We start from the raw sequence: 14,108 nt of genomic DNA on the forward strand, positions 1-14,108 counted from the left end.
TCCGCTCGAGCACCCCAGCCTTGCATCTGCCCAGCTCAGCCTCACGATTCGGAGTCTGCCCACCTCGCCTGATACAGTGTCACAGCGCGGTTCCCCGGAGCCGCACGGGGCTATAGCGCAGTTGGTAGCGCGTCTCGTTCGCATCGAGAAGGTCAGGGGTTCGATTCCCCTTAGCTCCACCCGGTATATGCAGGTCAGACCCAGTATTCTTACTGGGTCTGTTTTTCCTTTCGAGGATCAGTGTGCCACGACTGTGCCAACGGGCGGGCGGGTCGATCAGACGACGTTTTCGGTGCTGTCGAACATCGCCGACGCGGCGGCGGTCAGACTTTCGTCATAGGCCCGGTTGTAGGCGCCCGTGATCATCCGAACGTCGTGCCCGTGCCAGGCGGCGACGGTGGATGCCGGAATACCGGCGTGCAGCATGACGGACACCGAGGTGTGCCGCAGGTTCCGCATGGTGATCCGGGGGGAGTTCGGCCGCGATTCCGAATGTGGTGGAACCATCCGGTGTAGGTCCGGGGTTCGACCGCCTCGACGGCCACACCGTCGATGGTCCCCGGGGCACCCAGCCGGCGGTTGGCCGGGCGTCGGTGACAACGAAATCGGCGACACCCTCGAGACCCTGTGGGGCACCGAGGCGGCCAATACCTGGACGAGACGCTGTGGCGGATGCTGTCTGCCGGGCCTGATCAGCCTCCTCGGAGCCGCAGACACCATGCTGGTTCGTCCGCCTGAGCATCCGAAAGCCCTAGGGTAGGCGATTTCGGTGACGCTCGGAATCATCGCGGTTGCGAGGTGGCTCAGTCATTGCTCCGATTCGTACTTGGAGACAACATCCTGGAATCTTCGCCTATACGCTTCGCGGAGCGCATCCGATTCCGTCATCAGCCAGTCCAGCTGGTCCACGCCGATCGGATCGCGCAGGCCGGTAACCGCTCGCAGGTCGGCGATCTGCCTGGTGACCTCGAGCTCGCCGAGGTCCTGGGCGCCGGGTTGAACTGCATCGTCGTTCACCATTCCCGCTAGGGAATAGGAGGCGACAAGGACATTGAAGCACCGAGAATCGCTCAGGTCGGGCTCGCTCCACGTCCGGATCACATAGTCCGCGATCGACACCACGTCGATGAGCCAGGCCGCGAGACCGTCGGGTTCGTCGCCAGGCCAATCGTCGGGGCCGAGAACCTCGCGGAATCGTGCGTCCAGGAGATCCGGCCCAGTCCGGGGCCGACCGCCGAGTGCTCGGGCCCGACAGAATTCCGTTGAGTCATCGATGAGTTGACGGAATCCAGCGACCTCACGGTCGGCCCACTCGTCGTACGTGAGGGCGACCGCTCGGTTCAAGCACAAAGTGGCGACAAGCGCCCGCTGGAACGTGGTGGCCCGGTCCACCAGACTTTGTGCGAGGTCATCATCGAACATGCCAGCTGTCTCCTTGTCGTGTCTGACCATTCAGGCGGTGTGGGCGGGGTCCGGGTGTCCGACGACGCCGACTTCGAATTCCATGATGGGCTCACAGTCAGGAATTCGACAGGGCGCAGTAAAGCCATTTAGCTACAACGTCTTTCGTCGTATCACTCGGCGACGGTTGGCTCTCCCGTAGCGCCCGCCGCGATCAGCCTGTCGAGATCTGTCTGGAGGATCTGTTCCAGGCGCAGAAACGGGTCCCGGAATTCTGGGTGTGCTGTCCGGCGGGAAATCGTCAGCGGGCCGTGGAGTGCCTGAGAGTTCCTGTGGTGGTTCACGTCTGCGAATGACACGGCCGCGACTGTCATAGGCGACTCCGGCTCAAATCATCCCTCGTGGTCCGATGCCCGTGGCGGTGAAGGTGCGGGCAAGGTCGCGACATTGCGTCAGCACAGGGCATTGCTGGCAGGTGTCGATCGCTTGTTGCCATCGATCTGGTCCGCGGGCGTCCGGGTCCCAGTCGTTGGGCTGAGCAGGGCACGCGCAGTCTGGTCCTGCGTATCGGTGCGGGGGTTTCGATCTCGACATGGCTTTCCAGCCGCCCCGGTTGTTCCCGTGCCACCAGACCGACGCCGACAGCGACGTCCGGCGGCTGAGTTCGGGATGGTTCGCCGCGGCTTCGAACTGCTGGGGTTGCGTGTGGCCCTGATCCAAGGCTGCCTCAGCGAAGCCGCCTTCCGGGCCGCGGTGTCGCCCGGGTGCTCGTGCCCGTACTCGCACCGCTGGCCTACCGCGCCGCGACCGATGCGGCAATCGACGACCTCCGAAAACTCGGTCCCGACGCCGTGCCCAAAGTACTCAAAAAGGTGCTCCTGCTGCTGGACTCACCTTGAGTCGGCTATCCACTCGGCGGCGAACTGACCGGGTTCCGCAAGCTTGTCGTCGGCCGCAACACCTGGCGGATCGTGTACCGTGCCGTCGATCAGCAGACCATCGAGATCTGCGAGATCTGGGCAATCGGAGCACGCGCCGACGCCGAGGTCTACACGGAAGCAACTGCCCGCATCGTCGCGGCGGCCAGTCGGCTACCGGAATTCAGCAAGCTCGGTGAAGTGGTCGGGCGACTCGGCGGCAGTGCCGCTCGGCATTCCACCGACACCGATTCGCGAACCTGTCCCCGATCGGCTCGCACAGCGATTGATCCACACGGTCGGCATGGCTCCTGCGGAGGTCGCGGCACTCTGTCTCGAACAGGCTGTCGACCGCTGGGCCGAATACACCTCGCGGCCATCAACGTAACCGGCTGAACACGACCTGCTCTACCTCTGCAAGCCGTTGCCCAGAGACACCCCCGTCACCGCGTCCTAGTGGCTGTTCGCCTGCCGACTGGTTCGATCTGCACTTCTGGCCCGATTGCCGTCAACGTGTTCGGGTTGTGGAGCGTTAGCTCCACTTCACGGACAGAGGTCCTCTTGTTGGAGGGCACCGGATTCCGGGGGCGATTTCAACGAGCTCCCGGGATTTTCCTTTATTTCCGCTCCACCGCCGCCCGCCAAGAGCGGCCGGTAACGTCTGGCTCCCCATCGGGACTCCATGTCGGTGCAGCCCATATCGGTCCCGACCTCCCGTTCTCGCTGCGAAACACTTACTGCCACAGCAGATTCCGTCGAGAAGAAGCGCACTGAGCGTCTTGCTTTCGGGGGAAGCGACTAGTTCAGCACCTTCAGCAATTCCTGGGCCAGCGGCTCGGCGGACGCGGGGTTCTGTCCGGTGTACAGGTTGCGATCCACGACCGTGTAAGGCTTCCAGATCTCGCCGCGGGTGAAGTGGACGCCAAGGGTGACCAGTTCGTCCTCCAGCAACCACCGGGCTTTGGCGGCCAACCCAACGGCGTCCTCTTCGTCATTGGTGAAGCCGGTGACCTGGTAGCCGGCGAAGGGTGAAACACCTCTCCAGCGGGTGGCCAGCAGTGCGGCGGGCCCGTGGCAGACGATGGCCAAGGGCTGGCCGGAGGAAAGGGCCGCGATCAGCAGTCGGCCCGAATCGGCATCGTTGCACAGGTCCTCCATCGGACCGTGGCCACCGGGGTAGTAGACGGCCTCATAGTCCTCCAGCCGAGCGTTCGCCAGCTCGATCGGCCGCCGCAACTCCTCGGCAGACCGCAGGATCTCCTCCTGCTCGAGGGCAATCTGTTCACCGCCGGCCATCGAGGGACGCAGACTCATCGCGTCGACGTACGGCACTACGCCGCCGGGCGTGGCCACCACAATCTCATGGTCGGCCCCGATGAGCGCGGTATACGGGGCCGTGAACTCTTCGGCCCAGTAACCAGTCGGATGTCGGGTGCCGTCCTCGAGCGTCCAAAAACTTGCGCCGGTCATTACGAAGAGGATCTTGGCCATGGGAACCCGCCTCCCTCTGATGGTGCGATCGGTATGCCTGGGGTGCGTAAACCAGTTCGTCCTGGATTGCCTGGTGGACTTGTCCCTGACGTTGATCCCGCGGACCGCGCCGTTGTCCTTGGCTAGTGCCCGCGTCGGTCATCGGGGCGAGGGGCTGCTCGCATCGGCAATCACGTGTGCCTCGCTTTCGCTGACAGGCAAGAAAGCGACACAGACCGTGCGGCGTGCGGCGGGTTCTGACGTCGGCCGCTGCTTCCGGTCACCATTTTCGCATGTCCGCAGCTGGCCTGGAAGGTATGGCTCCCGATCGGGATGCCGCTTCCTACCTCCAGCGCCGCGAAGGTTTGAGCCACTCGATCCAGTGCGGATCGGGCTATTGGTTCTGGTCGGCGGGGGATTGCGGGCTCCCGGACAGGATCCGGACGGCTTCGGCGTTGATGGCCTGCTGCAGTTGAGCATTCGGGATGTTGTCGAGCCCGGCGGCTTTGCGCAGGAAGGGTTCGAACAGTTGCCAGCCGAGTACGAACGCCGCTGCGTGTGCGACGGAGAGGGCGGCGTCGTGGTCGTCGGCTCGTTGTAGGCGGGTCTGCTCGATCAGGGCCGTGATGACAGGAAATCGGCTCTGCATCTGTCCGACCGGGTAGCCGTCGAGGATGCAGCGTGCCAGTACGACCCAGTGTCGGCGCAGTCGGGGGTCGTCCGGCGACAAAATGCCGGTATCGACTAGTGCGGCGGTCTCGGCGGAGAGGTGATCGAGTACGGCCGTCACCAGCTTGTCCTTGGCGCCGAAGTGCCGGAATACCAGTCCGTGGTTCACCCCCGCCCGCTCGGCGATGTCCCGGATCGACGTCGCGGCCGGACCGCGCTCGGCGAACAGATCCGCGGCGTGGGTGAGCACCGCGGACACGACGGCGTCGCGACCGAGCGGGTTGCTGTCGTCGGAAGGCGTCCTTGCACCCTCTGTAGTCATGCGACTACAGTAGCTCATGCAACTGTAGTCAATTGACTACACCCTCACTCCTACGAGAAAGAAGGTCGCCATGTCCGTGATCACCGATAAGGACCCGGCCGCCGGCATCACGCCCCGCACCGTTCAGCTCCCCGGATACCCGGTCCGGTCCGGCCCTTTCACGCATATCGCCGCCGAGCGTGACCGGCTCGCCCAGCTGAGCTGGCAGCATTTCGAAGCCCGCCAGGCCGGCGCAACCCTCGGCGCGGAGATCTCCGGGGTGGACCTGACCACCGAAGTGCCGAACGCGGTGATCGTCGAACTGCGGCAGGCGCTGCACGAGTACAAGGTGCTGTTCTTCCGCGACCAGCCGCTCACCCCGGAACGGCACGTGGCCTTCGCGCGCCGGTTCGGCACGCTCGAGGTCCACCCGTTCATCCCCTCCAACACCGACCAGCCGGAACTCGTGCGATTCGAAAAGAGCGCCCAGGTCGGCGGTTTCGAGAACGCCTGGCACCACGACGTCACTTGGCGCGAGCAGCCATCGATGGGCGCTGTCCTGCATGCGATTTCGGTGCCCTCGATCGGCGGGGACACGCTGTTCGCCGACATGTACGCCGCCTACGACGCCATCGACGAGGACACCCGCGCTCGGATCGGAAACCTCGACGCCGTCCATGATTTCACTCGCGCGTTCGGGCACATGCTCAACGATGAGCAGCGGGAGAAGATGCGCGCCGAGCATCCGGCGGTGGCCCACCCGCTGGTGTGCACGCACGCCGTCACCGGCCGCAAGCACCTCTACGTCAACCGGGTCTTCGCCGACCGCATCCACGGCTTGGACCTCGAGGAGGGGCGTGCGCTGATCGACCGGTTGTGCCGGACGGCCGATGCTCCCGAGCATCAGGTTCGGCTGCGGTGGGAGCCCGACACCGTCGCGTTCTGGGACAACCGCGCCGTTCAGCACTACGCCGCCAGTGACTACTGGCCCCATGTGCGCATCATGGAACGCGCCTCCATCGTCGGCCCCCGGCCCGCCCGTTGACCGAAATGACATTCGACGACAGCCGGTCCGCGACCCCGCACGACTCCGCGCGAGCACGGCCGGCCGCCCGGGTGCTCGGGCAGGCCGTCATCGCGCACGGCGGCGTTCGGCACCTCGTCGACGCCGTCACGCCGGTCGCGGTATTCCTGGTCGGATATCAACTGTTCGGGACCGGTCCGGCGGTCGCGGCCGCATTGACGGCGGCGGCCCTGCTCGCCGGATGGCGGCTGCGGCGCGGTGATTCACCGAAGGTCGTCATGGTCGCCCTGGCTGCTGTCGCCGCCTATTCGGCGCTGGTGCTGTTCACCGGTGAGGGCCGTGCCTTCTTCCTGCCCGAGATCGTCGGCTGTGCGGTCTTGACTGTCGCCTTCGGCGCCACCCTGATCCGCGGCCGTCCGTTGAGTCTGCTTGTGTGCCAACGCATCCGGATCGAGCCCGCCGATATCGACCAGCCCCGGATCCGCAAGCACCGGCGCCTGACCGCGGCCTGGGCCCTGATGTGGGCAGTACATGTGCTGATACTCCTGCCGCTGTATGCCGCCGATCAGATCACCGCCCTGGCATTGGGGACCATGCTGCTCGGCAAGCCCTCGGTACTCATCGCCGTCGCCACCTCATGGTTGTGGGTCCGCAAGCGATAACCGACGGCACGCACGCCGAGGGCACGAACGTGGAACGTGGCCGCTACGTTGGCACCCGCAGGCCGTCAATCCTCGGGCGGGACTATCCGATAGCCGAGGGTCAGGACCGCCTTGATGGTTTCGGTGGCGAGTTCCCGGTCGTAGTCCTTCTCCTGCTCGGGCAGGTCCGGATAGGGAACCAGGGAGGGGTGTGTCAGCAGGTCGTCGCTGCGGGACGGGCCGAAGCGCCAGCCTTCCGACATTCGGCGCGCCGCCCAGCGGTCGTGTGCGTTCTCGGCCAACCGTTCCACGAGCTTCTGAATATTCGGCGGCAGCCGCACCGAGCTGGTGTCGACAGGCGCTGGTGTCCACTCCATGCTTCATGCTCCGAGGAAAAGACGGTCCATATCGGCGATGATGCGGGCGACTCGATCCGCGATACCGAGATCGGCGATGTCGACGCCCTGTTCGGCGATCACCTCACCCTGGCTGCCGTCGAGGAAGTACGGAACAATGGTGAGCTGTCCGTCGGCGCTGAGCCGTTGTGCGGTGGTCAATTCTTGTCTGCACCATTCGCTGTGCCAGTAGGCCTCGCTTACCAGCGGTACGAAAACCCGGCTTGCTGTGATCAGACTCTCCAGCCGCTGCTGCCACTGCTGTCCCAACGGGATCGTGTTGTTGTAGACGTAGTGGAAGAACGAGAAGTTCAACAGTTTGAGCGCGCGTCCCAGCTCACCGGCCAGCGCGGCGTCCGAGCGTGCGGTGCTGAGGAAGATGGTGCCCGCGGTGCGCCCGATGCTGCGGAGGTAGCCGACGCCCTCCTCGACTGACCGGAACTGCTGGCGCGGCAGATCGAAGCGGCTCAGCTGCTGATCGAGCTGAACGACGAGATGATCGGCGTCGTGCCATCGCAGCACCAGATCGTCCTGCGCCGCCGCGGCGCGCAACGCACCGCCGGCGACCAGCGGCGGTATGGGAGTCCTTGTGCCCGAGTCGGTTTCGTGGATGAGGTCGAGGGTGGGGACGAACCGCCCGACCAAGGTCGGATAGAACCACGCGGGCACCGCGCGCGATGCCACATCGACGACGACGAACTCGAACCGATCGAGGCGAAAGGCGATATCGGCGGGATCCTTCAGGTGCCAGGGAGCCTCCGCGACCGCATAGCCGTAGCGTTCCAGCAGCGCGATGATCACCGGCCGGATCTCGCGGTACGCGGGATTGTTCGGCAATGCCAGACCGACCTCACCACGCAATTGGTCGGCCGCCGCCGAGTAGGCCTGGCTCTCCAACAGCAACCGGTGAAACGATTGTTCGAAATCGTCTCCGTAACTGGCGAGTTCGTCGCGGTCGAAGACATGAACCTCGTCCACGTCGAGAAAATGCCTGCGTGAGATGCCCTTTTCGGCGAAGACGAGCCTCGGCTTGCGCGCCCGCACCGCGAGTCCGTACTCGTGCACCATGAACGGCGAGCATCGGTAGGTCTGTTCGCTCGGCCGCAGCGGAATCACCGCGACGAAGCAGGCGCTGCGACGCATCACCATTTCCAGATGACAGGTGGACAGGGCACCCGACTGTGGATCCACGGTGAAGCCGAAGCCGTGTGGTTCCAGTTTGCGCCAGAAGAACTCCGACGCGTCGCGGTCCTCGGCTCGGTAGCTGTGGCTGAAGTAGGTGGGTATCCGGCGTCGCGCGCTCATCGCGCCTCGCGGGTCCGGCCCGGTGTCGCGATCTTCAGCCAAGCGCTCATTTCCTTCTGTTCGATGGTGGTGACGGCGCTCGCCAACACCGCGTCCCTCGTATCGGGGTCGGCGTAGGGGCCGGACTGGGTGTGGTAGAGCCGACGCTCCGCCTCGACGGCCTCGCGGGCCTGGCTGAACCGCAAATAGTTGTCGTGCCAGTGGAATTGCGCACGGAGTCCGCCGATGACGACGAGGACCGATCCGAGCACCGCCGGGATATCGGTATTTCCCCGCAGCAGCACGGCCGCGACGGGAATCGCGGCGGACACGAGGAGTTGCAGCACCTCGGTGACGCGGTGGTATCGGCGCGCCTTGATCGCGGCGTGCCGATACCACTCGTATGACCCGTCGGCCACGGTCAGTGCGTAGTCTTTCGCATCCCCTGGTTCCGCCGCGCTCCCGCCCATCCCCACCTCCGTCTTCGCCTGCCCACATGGTAGGAGTCGGATGACGTGACAGTCGGAGGAATTCGGTAACCGGACCAACACCGACGGTGAATATCGGACAGGACAGCGCCAGGCGCGTCGATGCGGTGCGCGCGCGGGGCGTTCGTCGCCGATCTCGCCGCGGAACTCACAGGTCGAACAGGGTTCGCAGGATCATGAAGATGGCGGTTATGCCGAAGCAGGCCAGGCCGATTACCCATACCGGGAACATCTGCCGCAGTAGGAGTAGGTGGCCTGCTCGGCCGATGTCCAGGTCTGCGGTGGCTTGGTGGGCCTCGAAGACTGCGCCATTTGTGCCCCAGGGGCCGGATGGAGTTCTTGCTGTTCGAAGCGCTCGAGCCATTTCGCGTCTTTCGTTCGGCGAGGCAGTGGCTGGCCATGAGCATGATCGATACGATCAGGTTGGGCGAACTACGGGGTGAGGGCTCGTCCATGAGGGTACTGCGGCACAGCATCAATCGTGCTGGGTGCGTTGTCGTTCGGTGAGTCCGGAGCGGGTCAGGATAAGGCAGCTGACCACGAGCACCCAGGCAGGGAATACCAGTTCCGCCCACTTGCTCATCTCGCTGACGATGAGCAGTGTCAGGGCTACCAAATAGCTGAGGATGGCGAGCCAGCGGGGCATCAGCCTGGTCTTGAACCAAATCGTCGCGAGCGAGATCATGAATACGGCCGCCATGCGAAGCGCATAAGTCTGGCTCGCCGAAACCAAGACGTGTCTGCCGAAGTTGATCACCTCGGCGCGGGCGGCCGGATTGGTGACGTCGGTGTTGCTCGCCACCAAACCAGCGGCGACGGCGGTGGCGACGAACATCATCGCCAGAAATAGCAGCCCACTGCCGATGAATATGGATAGGAAGAATCGGTCTTCGTAGCGCCCGAATCCGTCGCGCACGACGCCGATGAACCATAGAAAGCAGATTCCGGCGAAGGGCATCAGCACCGTCGCCGTCGTGATCGCGCTCTGTTGGCTCTTCAACCACTGGGTTGAATCCTCAAGGCCTGCAGGCATTTTGATGCGGATCACGATGAGCGTGGTACCGAACAACACCGCGAAGGCGATGCCGGCCAGTGCGGCGGCTCGCGGCGTAGACAAAGGGCGCGGTGTCGGCGCCGAGTTGGTGTTCTGCGGCGGTGTTGACATGAGGTAATCCTGTCAAACCGGGGCGCCGGTGGCGGGGATTCGGAGTTTCCGAAATTATCTCGGATGTCCAGTACGGCGGAGATAGCCGAACCTTTGCGGCAGTATCGGCCCGCTGCGTACCATGCTTGATATCCATACTGCGACGGTAAAGGCAGGTGACGCCATGCCAGCGACCGATCAGGACTGGAGTAGGCCGGCGGCGATGGCCATCCCCAGGGAGGGTTATTTCGAGCTGGAGCGGGGTCGGTACGGCCCGATTTATCCACGGACGCCCGCCTGCTACGGGTTCTCGATCATCGCAAAGGTGAAACCGGGTCGAGAAGAGGCAGTTCGCGCATACGGTAAGCAGATCGAAGAGGCGGTAGCGGGTAGTCCAGATGTGCTGGCACCACTGCGGTTGCATTATCTGCGGTGGGTGTTGTTCGATGTCGGCTCGGGACTGCATTTCCAGTACCAGGGCATCTTCGACACCGATTTCGACAAGTACACCGAGGACGCCGTCGCACTCTTCAGCCAGACCGGTATCACGACCGTCTTCACCAATCTCGAAGGGTTTCCGGAGGATTGGCAGGAGAATCCGGCGGCCTTCGTGAAATTCGTTCGGGACCACCAGTGTTCGAGCTTCCTCGAATACGGCGAGTACCCCTACGTCACCGCCGACGAGATCAAAAAGGCGCTGCGGCTCAAGGCGGCGTTCTCCGACATGCTCGATCAGATGCAGTAGATCGTCCGGGCCGATGCTCGAACTCGACGATATTCAGCACATCCTGCTGACCCGCACCCCGGCGATGACCGGGCGCTACGAGTTCCTGTCCTTCGACGATCCCGCCGGGGGCCGGGCCTGGTTGACCGAGCTGCTGGGCCGGGTGCAGTCGGCCGCGGACGTGCGCGCCACGATGGACAGCTCCGAGCGCTGGATCACGCTCGCCTTCACCTGGCGCGGGCTGCGGGCGCTCGGGGTGTCGGGGGAAGCGCTCGCCACCTTCCCCGACGAGTTCCGCGAAGGCATGGCCGCCCGCGCCGACATCCTGGGCGATACGGGTGCGAATCACCCCGATAACTGGGTCGGCGGGCTGGCCGGTGATGACCTGCACGCCATCGGGATCCTGTTCGCCCGCACCGATGCCGAACACCAGCGGTGCACCGCCGAGCATCAGAAGCTGGTGGCGCGCTGCCCGGGTGTGCGCGTGTTGTCGTTCTTGGATCTGAACGCGACGCCGCCATTCGACCACGCCCACGACCACTTCGGTTTCCGAGACCGGTTGTCCCAGCCCGTGATCGAGGGATCCGGTGAGGAACCGACGCCGGGGTCGGGCGCTCCGCTGAAACCCGGCGAATTCATCCTCGGCTACCCGGATGAGGAGGGGCCGGTCCACAGGCTGCCGCAGCCGGAGGTGTTGTCCCGCAACGGCAGCTACATGGCCTACCGGCGGCTGCAAGAACACGTCGGCGCGTTTCGGAGCTATCTGCGCGAGCGCGCCGACACCCCGGACGGGCAGCAGCTGCTCGCCGCGAAGCTCATGGGCCGCTGGCCGAGCGGCGCCCCCTTGACGCTGGCCCCCGACCACGACGATCCAGAGCTGGGCGCGGATCCCATGCGCAACAACGACTTCAACTACGAACAGATGGACCCGCACGGTTACGCGATACCGCTCGGCTCGCACGTGCGGCGGCTCAACCCCCGCGATACCGCACCGAATATGAACCGCCGCAGGATGATTCGCCGCGGTGCCACCTATGGCCCGGCGCTGCCGGAGAACGCGCCCGATGACGGGGTGGATCGAGGCATTGCCGCGTTCATCATCTGCGCGAGCCTGGTTCGCCAGTTCGAGTTCGCCCAGAACGTCTGGATCAATGACAAGGCATTCCATGAACTCGGCAATGAGCGCGACCCCATCTGCGGCACCCAGGACGGCACCCTGGAGTTCACGATCCCCAAGCGGCCCATCCGCAAGGTGCTCACGGGGCTACCGGCATTCACCACGCTCAAGGGCGGCGCGTACTTCTTCCTGCCGGGTATCCGCGCACTGCGATACCTGGCCTCGCTCGACAGTTGAGAGGTGACAGCATGAGCACCCTGCCGCGGGCACGCACCTACAACCAGGACCACATTCCGCGCAAGCACGACGGGCGGCGGCGGATGAGCATCTATTGGACGTGGAGTTATCCGTGGGAGGCGCAACGCGATCCCGCCGAAATGTACAACCGCTTCTCCACGATGACCGAGGTCCGCAATGTCTCGTGGCCGAGTTACGAGACCGTCGAGTACGACGCGGCGCACTTCCTGCAGGGTATCGCGGGCACATTGGAGCTTTTCCATCGTTCGACACTCGCGTTCCAGCGACTGGCCGGGGAGGCGACCGGTCATCCCGTCGCGGTATTCCAGCGCATCGACCAGGCCGGTTACACCTTGCCGATCGACGAGCGGATCCTCGCGGATACCGACACCCTCATGGTGTTCGGGCTCGATCACGTCCTGTCCGAGCAGCAGGCCGCACCCGAGGAGTGCGCCGCGATCCGGGAGTGGCTGCAACGCGAAGGCACCTGCCTGTTGCTCGCGCCGCACCACGACGTCGGCTTCACCGACGACTTCACACAGCGACAGGTCGAATACGAGCATCACGGCGACCCGCTGGTCCCCCGTCAGCAGCGCTTCGGCCAGTACACCCGCTCATTGATGAAAGCGCTCGACGTGCCCGTGCACAACAAGTGGGGCCTGCGCCCCGCGGTCGTGGACGGCACCGATGAGATCGCCCCCCTGACCGGATTCCGAGATCTGGACGCACTCCACCTGCTCGACAACGTCACCACCTTCAACTTCCACCCCCACCTGCCGCACTACGAACTCGCCGCCCCGGAAACCGACTCACTACGAGTCCTCGGCCGCCAACGCGTAGACCCCGATCGCCCCCACCCCTTCACCGCCGCCGGCAACACCGAATTCAACACCCTGCTCTGGATGCCCCCCGCCACCCCCCGCGCCGGCGACATCATCCTCCTCGACTCCACCAACTTCACCACCCTCTTCGGCGGCACCGACAGCCTCGAAAACCTCTGGCACAACCTATCCACCATGCGATGACCCCCGAGATGTGTCTTGGACGTGCGATCACCATGCACTGATGCAGGTAAACGTCGAGAGGCACCTGCGTGAGCGCATTCTCGGCTGATGGTTGCGCTGGGCAGCGTCGAGGCCGTGCATGGTCGAGCGTTGGGCTCGGTGTTCTGTCGACGCCCGACCGATTGCCTTGCGCAGGTGGCCGTGCCAGCCTGGTGCACAGGGAAGTCCCGCTGAGCGAGTCGTTTGGGCGGGTCCGGGCATCGAGGAGGGCGCGGTGAGGTATCGGGCCGGGCCTGAGGGGGCGGCGACGCTGCGGGTGGCCATCGAGTTCAGCGATGCCGGGTGTCGGTCGCTCGATATCGAGTGGTCGCCCCTTGCATCGGGCGCTCATAAGAAGCTCGAGTATGCGCGGATCTTCTTGGTGCCGTTGGGTAGTGAAGGGCGGGTGTATCTGGGCATAGTCGACGGGCGGGCCTCGACGTCGGTGCGGTTGCCCGAGGGGCTGGCCGAGGGCGAGTACGCGATAGAGGTGGATGGTTATGGCAGTGCGAGCTGGGGTGACGGGCGGCTGGACGCGCGCGGGCGCAGCGCCACGTTCGTAGTCGGTGCGGGCGGGTTACCCTGCGGCACAGGGGGTTAGGTCTCGGCCCTCGTGTCGGCCGGGTTTCAGGATTTTCGCTGCTTGCTGGGTGGATGGGATTGCGCCCATTCCGCCCACTCGCCTAGTGCGTCGGTCAGGCGGATGCCTGCTTCGGCGGCGATGCGGATCGATTGGGTTTGTGGGTCGGTGCCGTAATCGCCGCGGTCCTTGGCCGCGGCGATTTCGCGGTAGTAGTCGGCGAGGCCGCGGTAGTACGCGGCCTCGCGGTCGAGATACTCGGCGAGTTTGTCGGGATCCATCAGCCAGAAGAACATCGATCGCAGCAGCGGTTCCAGCCGGAAGGTGTGGTCGACTTCGACCTCGGTCAGCCAGCGGCGCACCTCGGTCAGTCCGGCTTCGGTGATGCGGTATTCCTTGCGCCCACGCGGCCCTTCGGCCTCGGTGGCGATGAACTCGTCGTCCTGTAGTTTGCGCAGCTCACCGTAGATCTGCGGATGCTTGGCGGGCCAGACCGAACCGAGCAGATCCTCGAATCGGCGGCTCAGATCCCAGCCGCTAGCCGGCGCCTCGGCCAGTAGGCCGAGCAGGGCATGCCTCAGTGACATGGGTAATCACCGCCCTTCATGTACTTGTTTACATGTAGGCATTGACATGTTCATCCAAGCATGTAAATGTGAGTGCACCTGTTCAA

General features: G+C 64.7%; 17 protein-coding genes and 1 tRNA gene. 8 read left to right on the forward strand and 10 right to left on the reverse strand.

Annotated features, from left to right (window positions below; all coding sequences use genetic code 11):
- The first annotated feature begins 106 nt into the window (after positions 1–106).
- Positions 107–179, forward strand: a tRNA-Ala gene (locus ACQP2D_RS05805).
- Positions 180–276: 97 nt separating this feature from the next.
- On the opposite strand, the gene ACQP2D_RS05810 is transcribed toward ACQP2D_RS05805, so the two are convergent.
- Together ACQP2D_RS05810 and ACQP2D_RS05815 are read right to left on the reverse strand one after the other, a co-directional pair.
- A complete protein-coding gene (locus tag ACQP2D_RS05810) occupies positions 277–459 on the reverse strand; it encodes a hypothetical protein (RefSeq protein ID WP_433682680.1) in 183 nt (60 codons plus the stop codon).
- 348 nt (positions 460–807) lie between these two features.
- Entirely contained in the window at positions 808–1,422 is a 615-nt protein-coding gene (locus ACQP2D_RS05815; protein ID WP_433682681.1) for a hypothetical protein, read from the reverse strand.
- A 743-nt stretch (positions 1,423–2,165) separates the two neighbouring features.
- On the opposite strand from ACQP2D_RS05815, the gene ACQP2D_RS05820 reads away from it, so the two are divergent.
- A complete protein-coding gene (locus ACQP2D_RS05820; RefSeq protein ID WP_433682682.1) occupies positions 2,166–2,300 on the forward strand; it encodes a hypothetical protein in 135 nt (44 codons plus the stop codon).
- Between the two features lie 816 nt (positions 2,301–3,116).
- On the opposite strand, the gene ACQP2D_RS05825 is transcribed toward ACQP2D_RS05820, so the two are convergent.
- Positions 3,117–3,809, reverse strand: coding sequence for a type 1 glutamine amidotransferase domain-containing protein (locus ACQP2D_RS05825; protein ID WP_433682683.1), 693 nt, complete (start codon positions 3,807–3,809; stop codon positions 3,117–3,119).
- A 373-nt stretch (positions 3,810–4,182) separates the two neighbouring features.
- Positions 4,183–4,779: a TetR/AcrR family transcriptional regulator gene (locus ACQP2D_RS05830; RefSeq protein ID WP_433682684.1), complete on the reverse strand. Its 597-nt coding sequence runs from the start codon at positions 4,777–4,779 to the stop codon at positions 4,183–4,185.
- A 70-nt stretch (positions 4,780–4,849) separates the two neighbouring features.
- Here ACQP2D_RS05830 and ACQP2D_RS05835 point away from each other — a divergent pair, with 70 nt between their 5' ends.
- Both ACQP2D_RS05835 and ACQP2D_RS05840 read left to right on the forward strand, forming a co-directional pair.
- Complete coding sequence (locus ACQP2D_RS05835) at positions 4,850–5,803, forward strand: TauD/TfdA dioxygenase family protein (protein WP_433682685.1); 954 nt, start codon at positions 4,850–4,852, stop codon at positions 5,801–5,803.
- A 5-nt stretch (positions 5,804–5,808) separates the two neighbouring features.
- Positions 5,809–6,444, forward strand: a complete 636-nt coding sequence (locus ACQP2D_RS05840) for a DUF3159 domain-containing protein (protein WP_433682686.1) — start codon at positions 5,809–5,811, stop codon at positions 6,442–6,444.
- A 65-nt stretch (positions 6,445–6,509) separates the two neighbouring features.
- Here the strand turns inward: ACQP2D_RS05840 and ACQP2D_RS05845 are convergent, their stop codons facing one another.
- The 5 genes from ACQP2D_RS05845 to ACQP2D_RS05865 form a co-directional block, all read right to left on the reverse strand.
- Positions 6,510–6,800, reverse strand: a complete 291-nt coding sequence (locus tag ACQP2D_RS05845) for a RyR domain-containing protein (protein WP_433682687.1) — start codon at positions 6,798–6,800, stop codon at positions 6,510–6,512.
- 3 nt (positions 6,801–6,803) lie between these two features.
- Entirely contained in the window at positions 6,804–8,123 is a 1,320-nt protein-coding gene (locus tag ACQP2D_RS05850) for a toll/interleukin-1 receptor domain-containing protein (protein ID WP_433682688.1), read from the reverse strand.
- The gene (locus ACQP2D_RS05855) at positions 8,120–8,572 is read right to left on the reverse strand and encodes a DUF4231 domain-containing protein (protein ID WP_433682689.1); all 453 of its coding nucleotides are present in this window, start codon (positions 8,570–8,572) and stop codon (positions 8,120–8,122) included. Before ACQP2D_RS05855 ends, ACQP2D_RS05850 begins: the two co-directional genes overlap by 4 nt.
- A 166-nt stretch (positions 8,573–8,738) precedes the next feature.
- Positions 8,739–8,954, reverse strand: a complete 216-nt coding sequence (locus ACQP2D_RS05860) for a hypothetical protein (RefSeq protein ID WP_433682690.1) — start codon at positions 8,952–8,954, stop codon at positions 8,739–8,741.
- A gap of 111 nt (positions 8,955–9,065) precedes the next feature.
- On the reverse strand, positions 9,066–9,755 hold the full coding sequence (locus ACQP2D_RS05865) for a hypothetical protein (RefSeq protein ID WP_433682691.1): 690 nt from the start codon (positions 9,753–9,755) through the stop codon (positions 9,066–9,068).
- Positions 9,756–9,918: 163 nt separating this feature from the next.
- Here ACQP2D_RS05865 and ACQP2D_RS05870 point away from each other — a divergent pair, with 163 nt between their 5' ends.
- The 4 genes from ACQP2D_RS05870 (at position 9,919) to ACQP2D_RS05885 (ending at position 13,456) form a co-directional block, all read left to right on the forward strand.
- Positions 9,919–10,479, forward strand: coding sequence for a hypothetical protein (locus tag ACQP2D_RS05870; RefSeq protein ID WP_433682692.1), 561 nt, complete (start codon positions 9,919–9,921; stop codon positions 10,477–10,479).
- A gap of 13 nt (positions 10,480–10,492) precedes the next feature.
- On the forward strand, positions 10,493–11,812 hold the full coding sequence (locus ACQP2D_RS05875; RefSeq protein WP_433682693.1) for a Dyp-type peroxidase: 1,320 nt from the start codon (positions 10,493–10,495) through the stop codon (positions 11,810–11,812).
- Between the two features lie 11 nt (positions 11,813–11,823).
- Positions 11,824–12,837: a hypothetical protein gene (locus tag ACQP2D_RS05880; RefSeq protein WP_433682694.1), complete on the forward strand. Its 1,014-nt coding sequence runs from the start codon at positions 11,824–11,826 to the stop codon at positions 12,835–12,837.
- 253 nt (positions 12,838–13,090) lie between these two features.
- Positions 13,091–13,456, forward strand: coding sequence for a hypothetical protein (locus ACQP2D_RS05885; protein WP_433682695.1), 366 nt, complete (start codon positions 13,091–13,093; stop codon positions 13,454–13,456).
- Positions 13,457–13,482: 26 nt separating this feature from the next.
- On the opposite strand, the gene ACQP2D_RS05890 is transcribed toward ACQP2D_RS05885, so the two are convergent.
- Entirely contained in the window at positions 13,483–14,022 is a 540-nt protein-coding gene (locus tag ACQP2D_RS05890; RefSeq protein WP_433682696.1) for a helix-turn-helix transcriptional regulator, read from the reverse strand.
- Positions 14,023–14,108: the final 86 nt, after the last annotated feature.

The organism is Nocardia sp. CA-119907, from assembly GCF_050955995.1.
In the GTDB taxonomy this organism is placed as follows: domain Bacteria; phylum Actinomycetota; class Actinomycetes; order Mycobacteriales; family Mycobacteriaceae; genus Nocardia.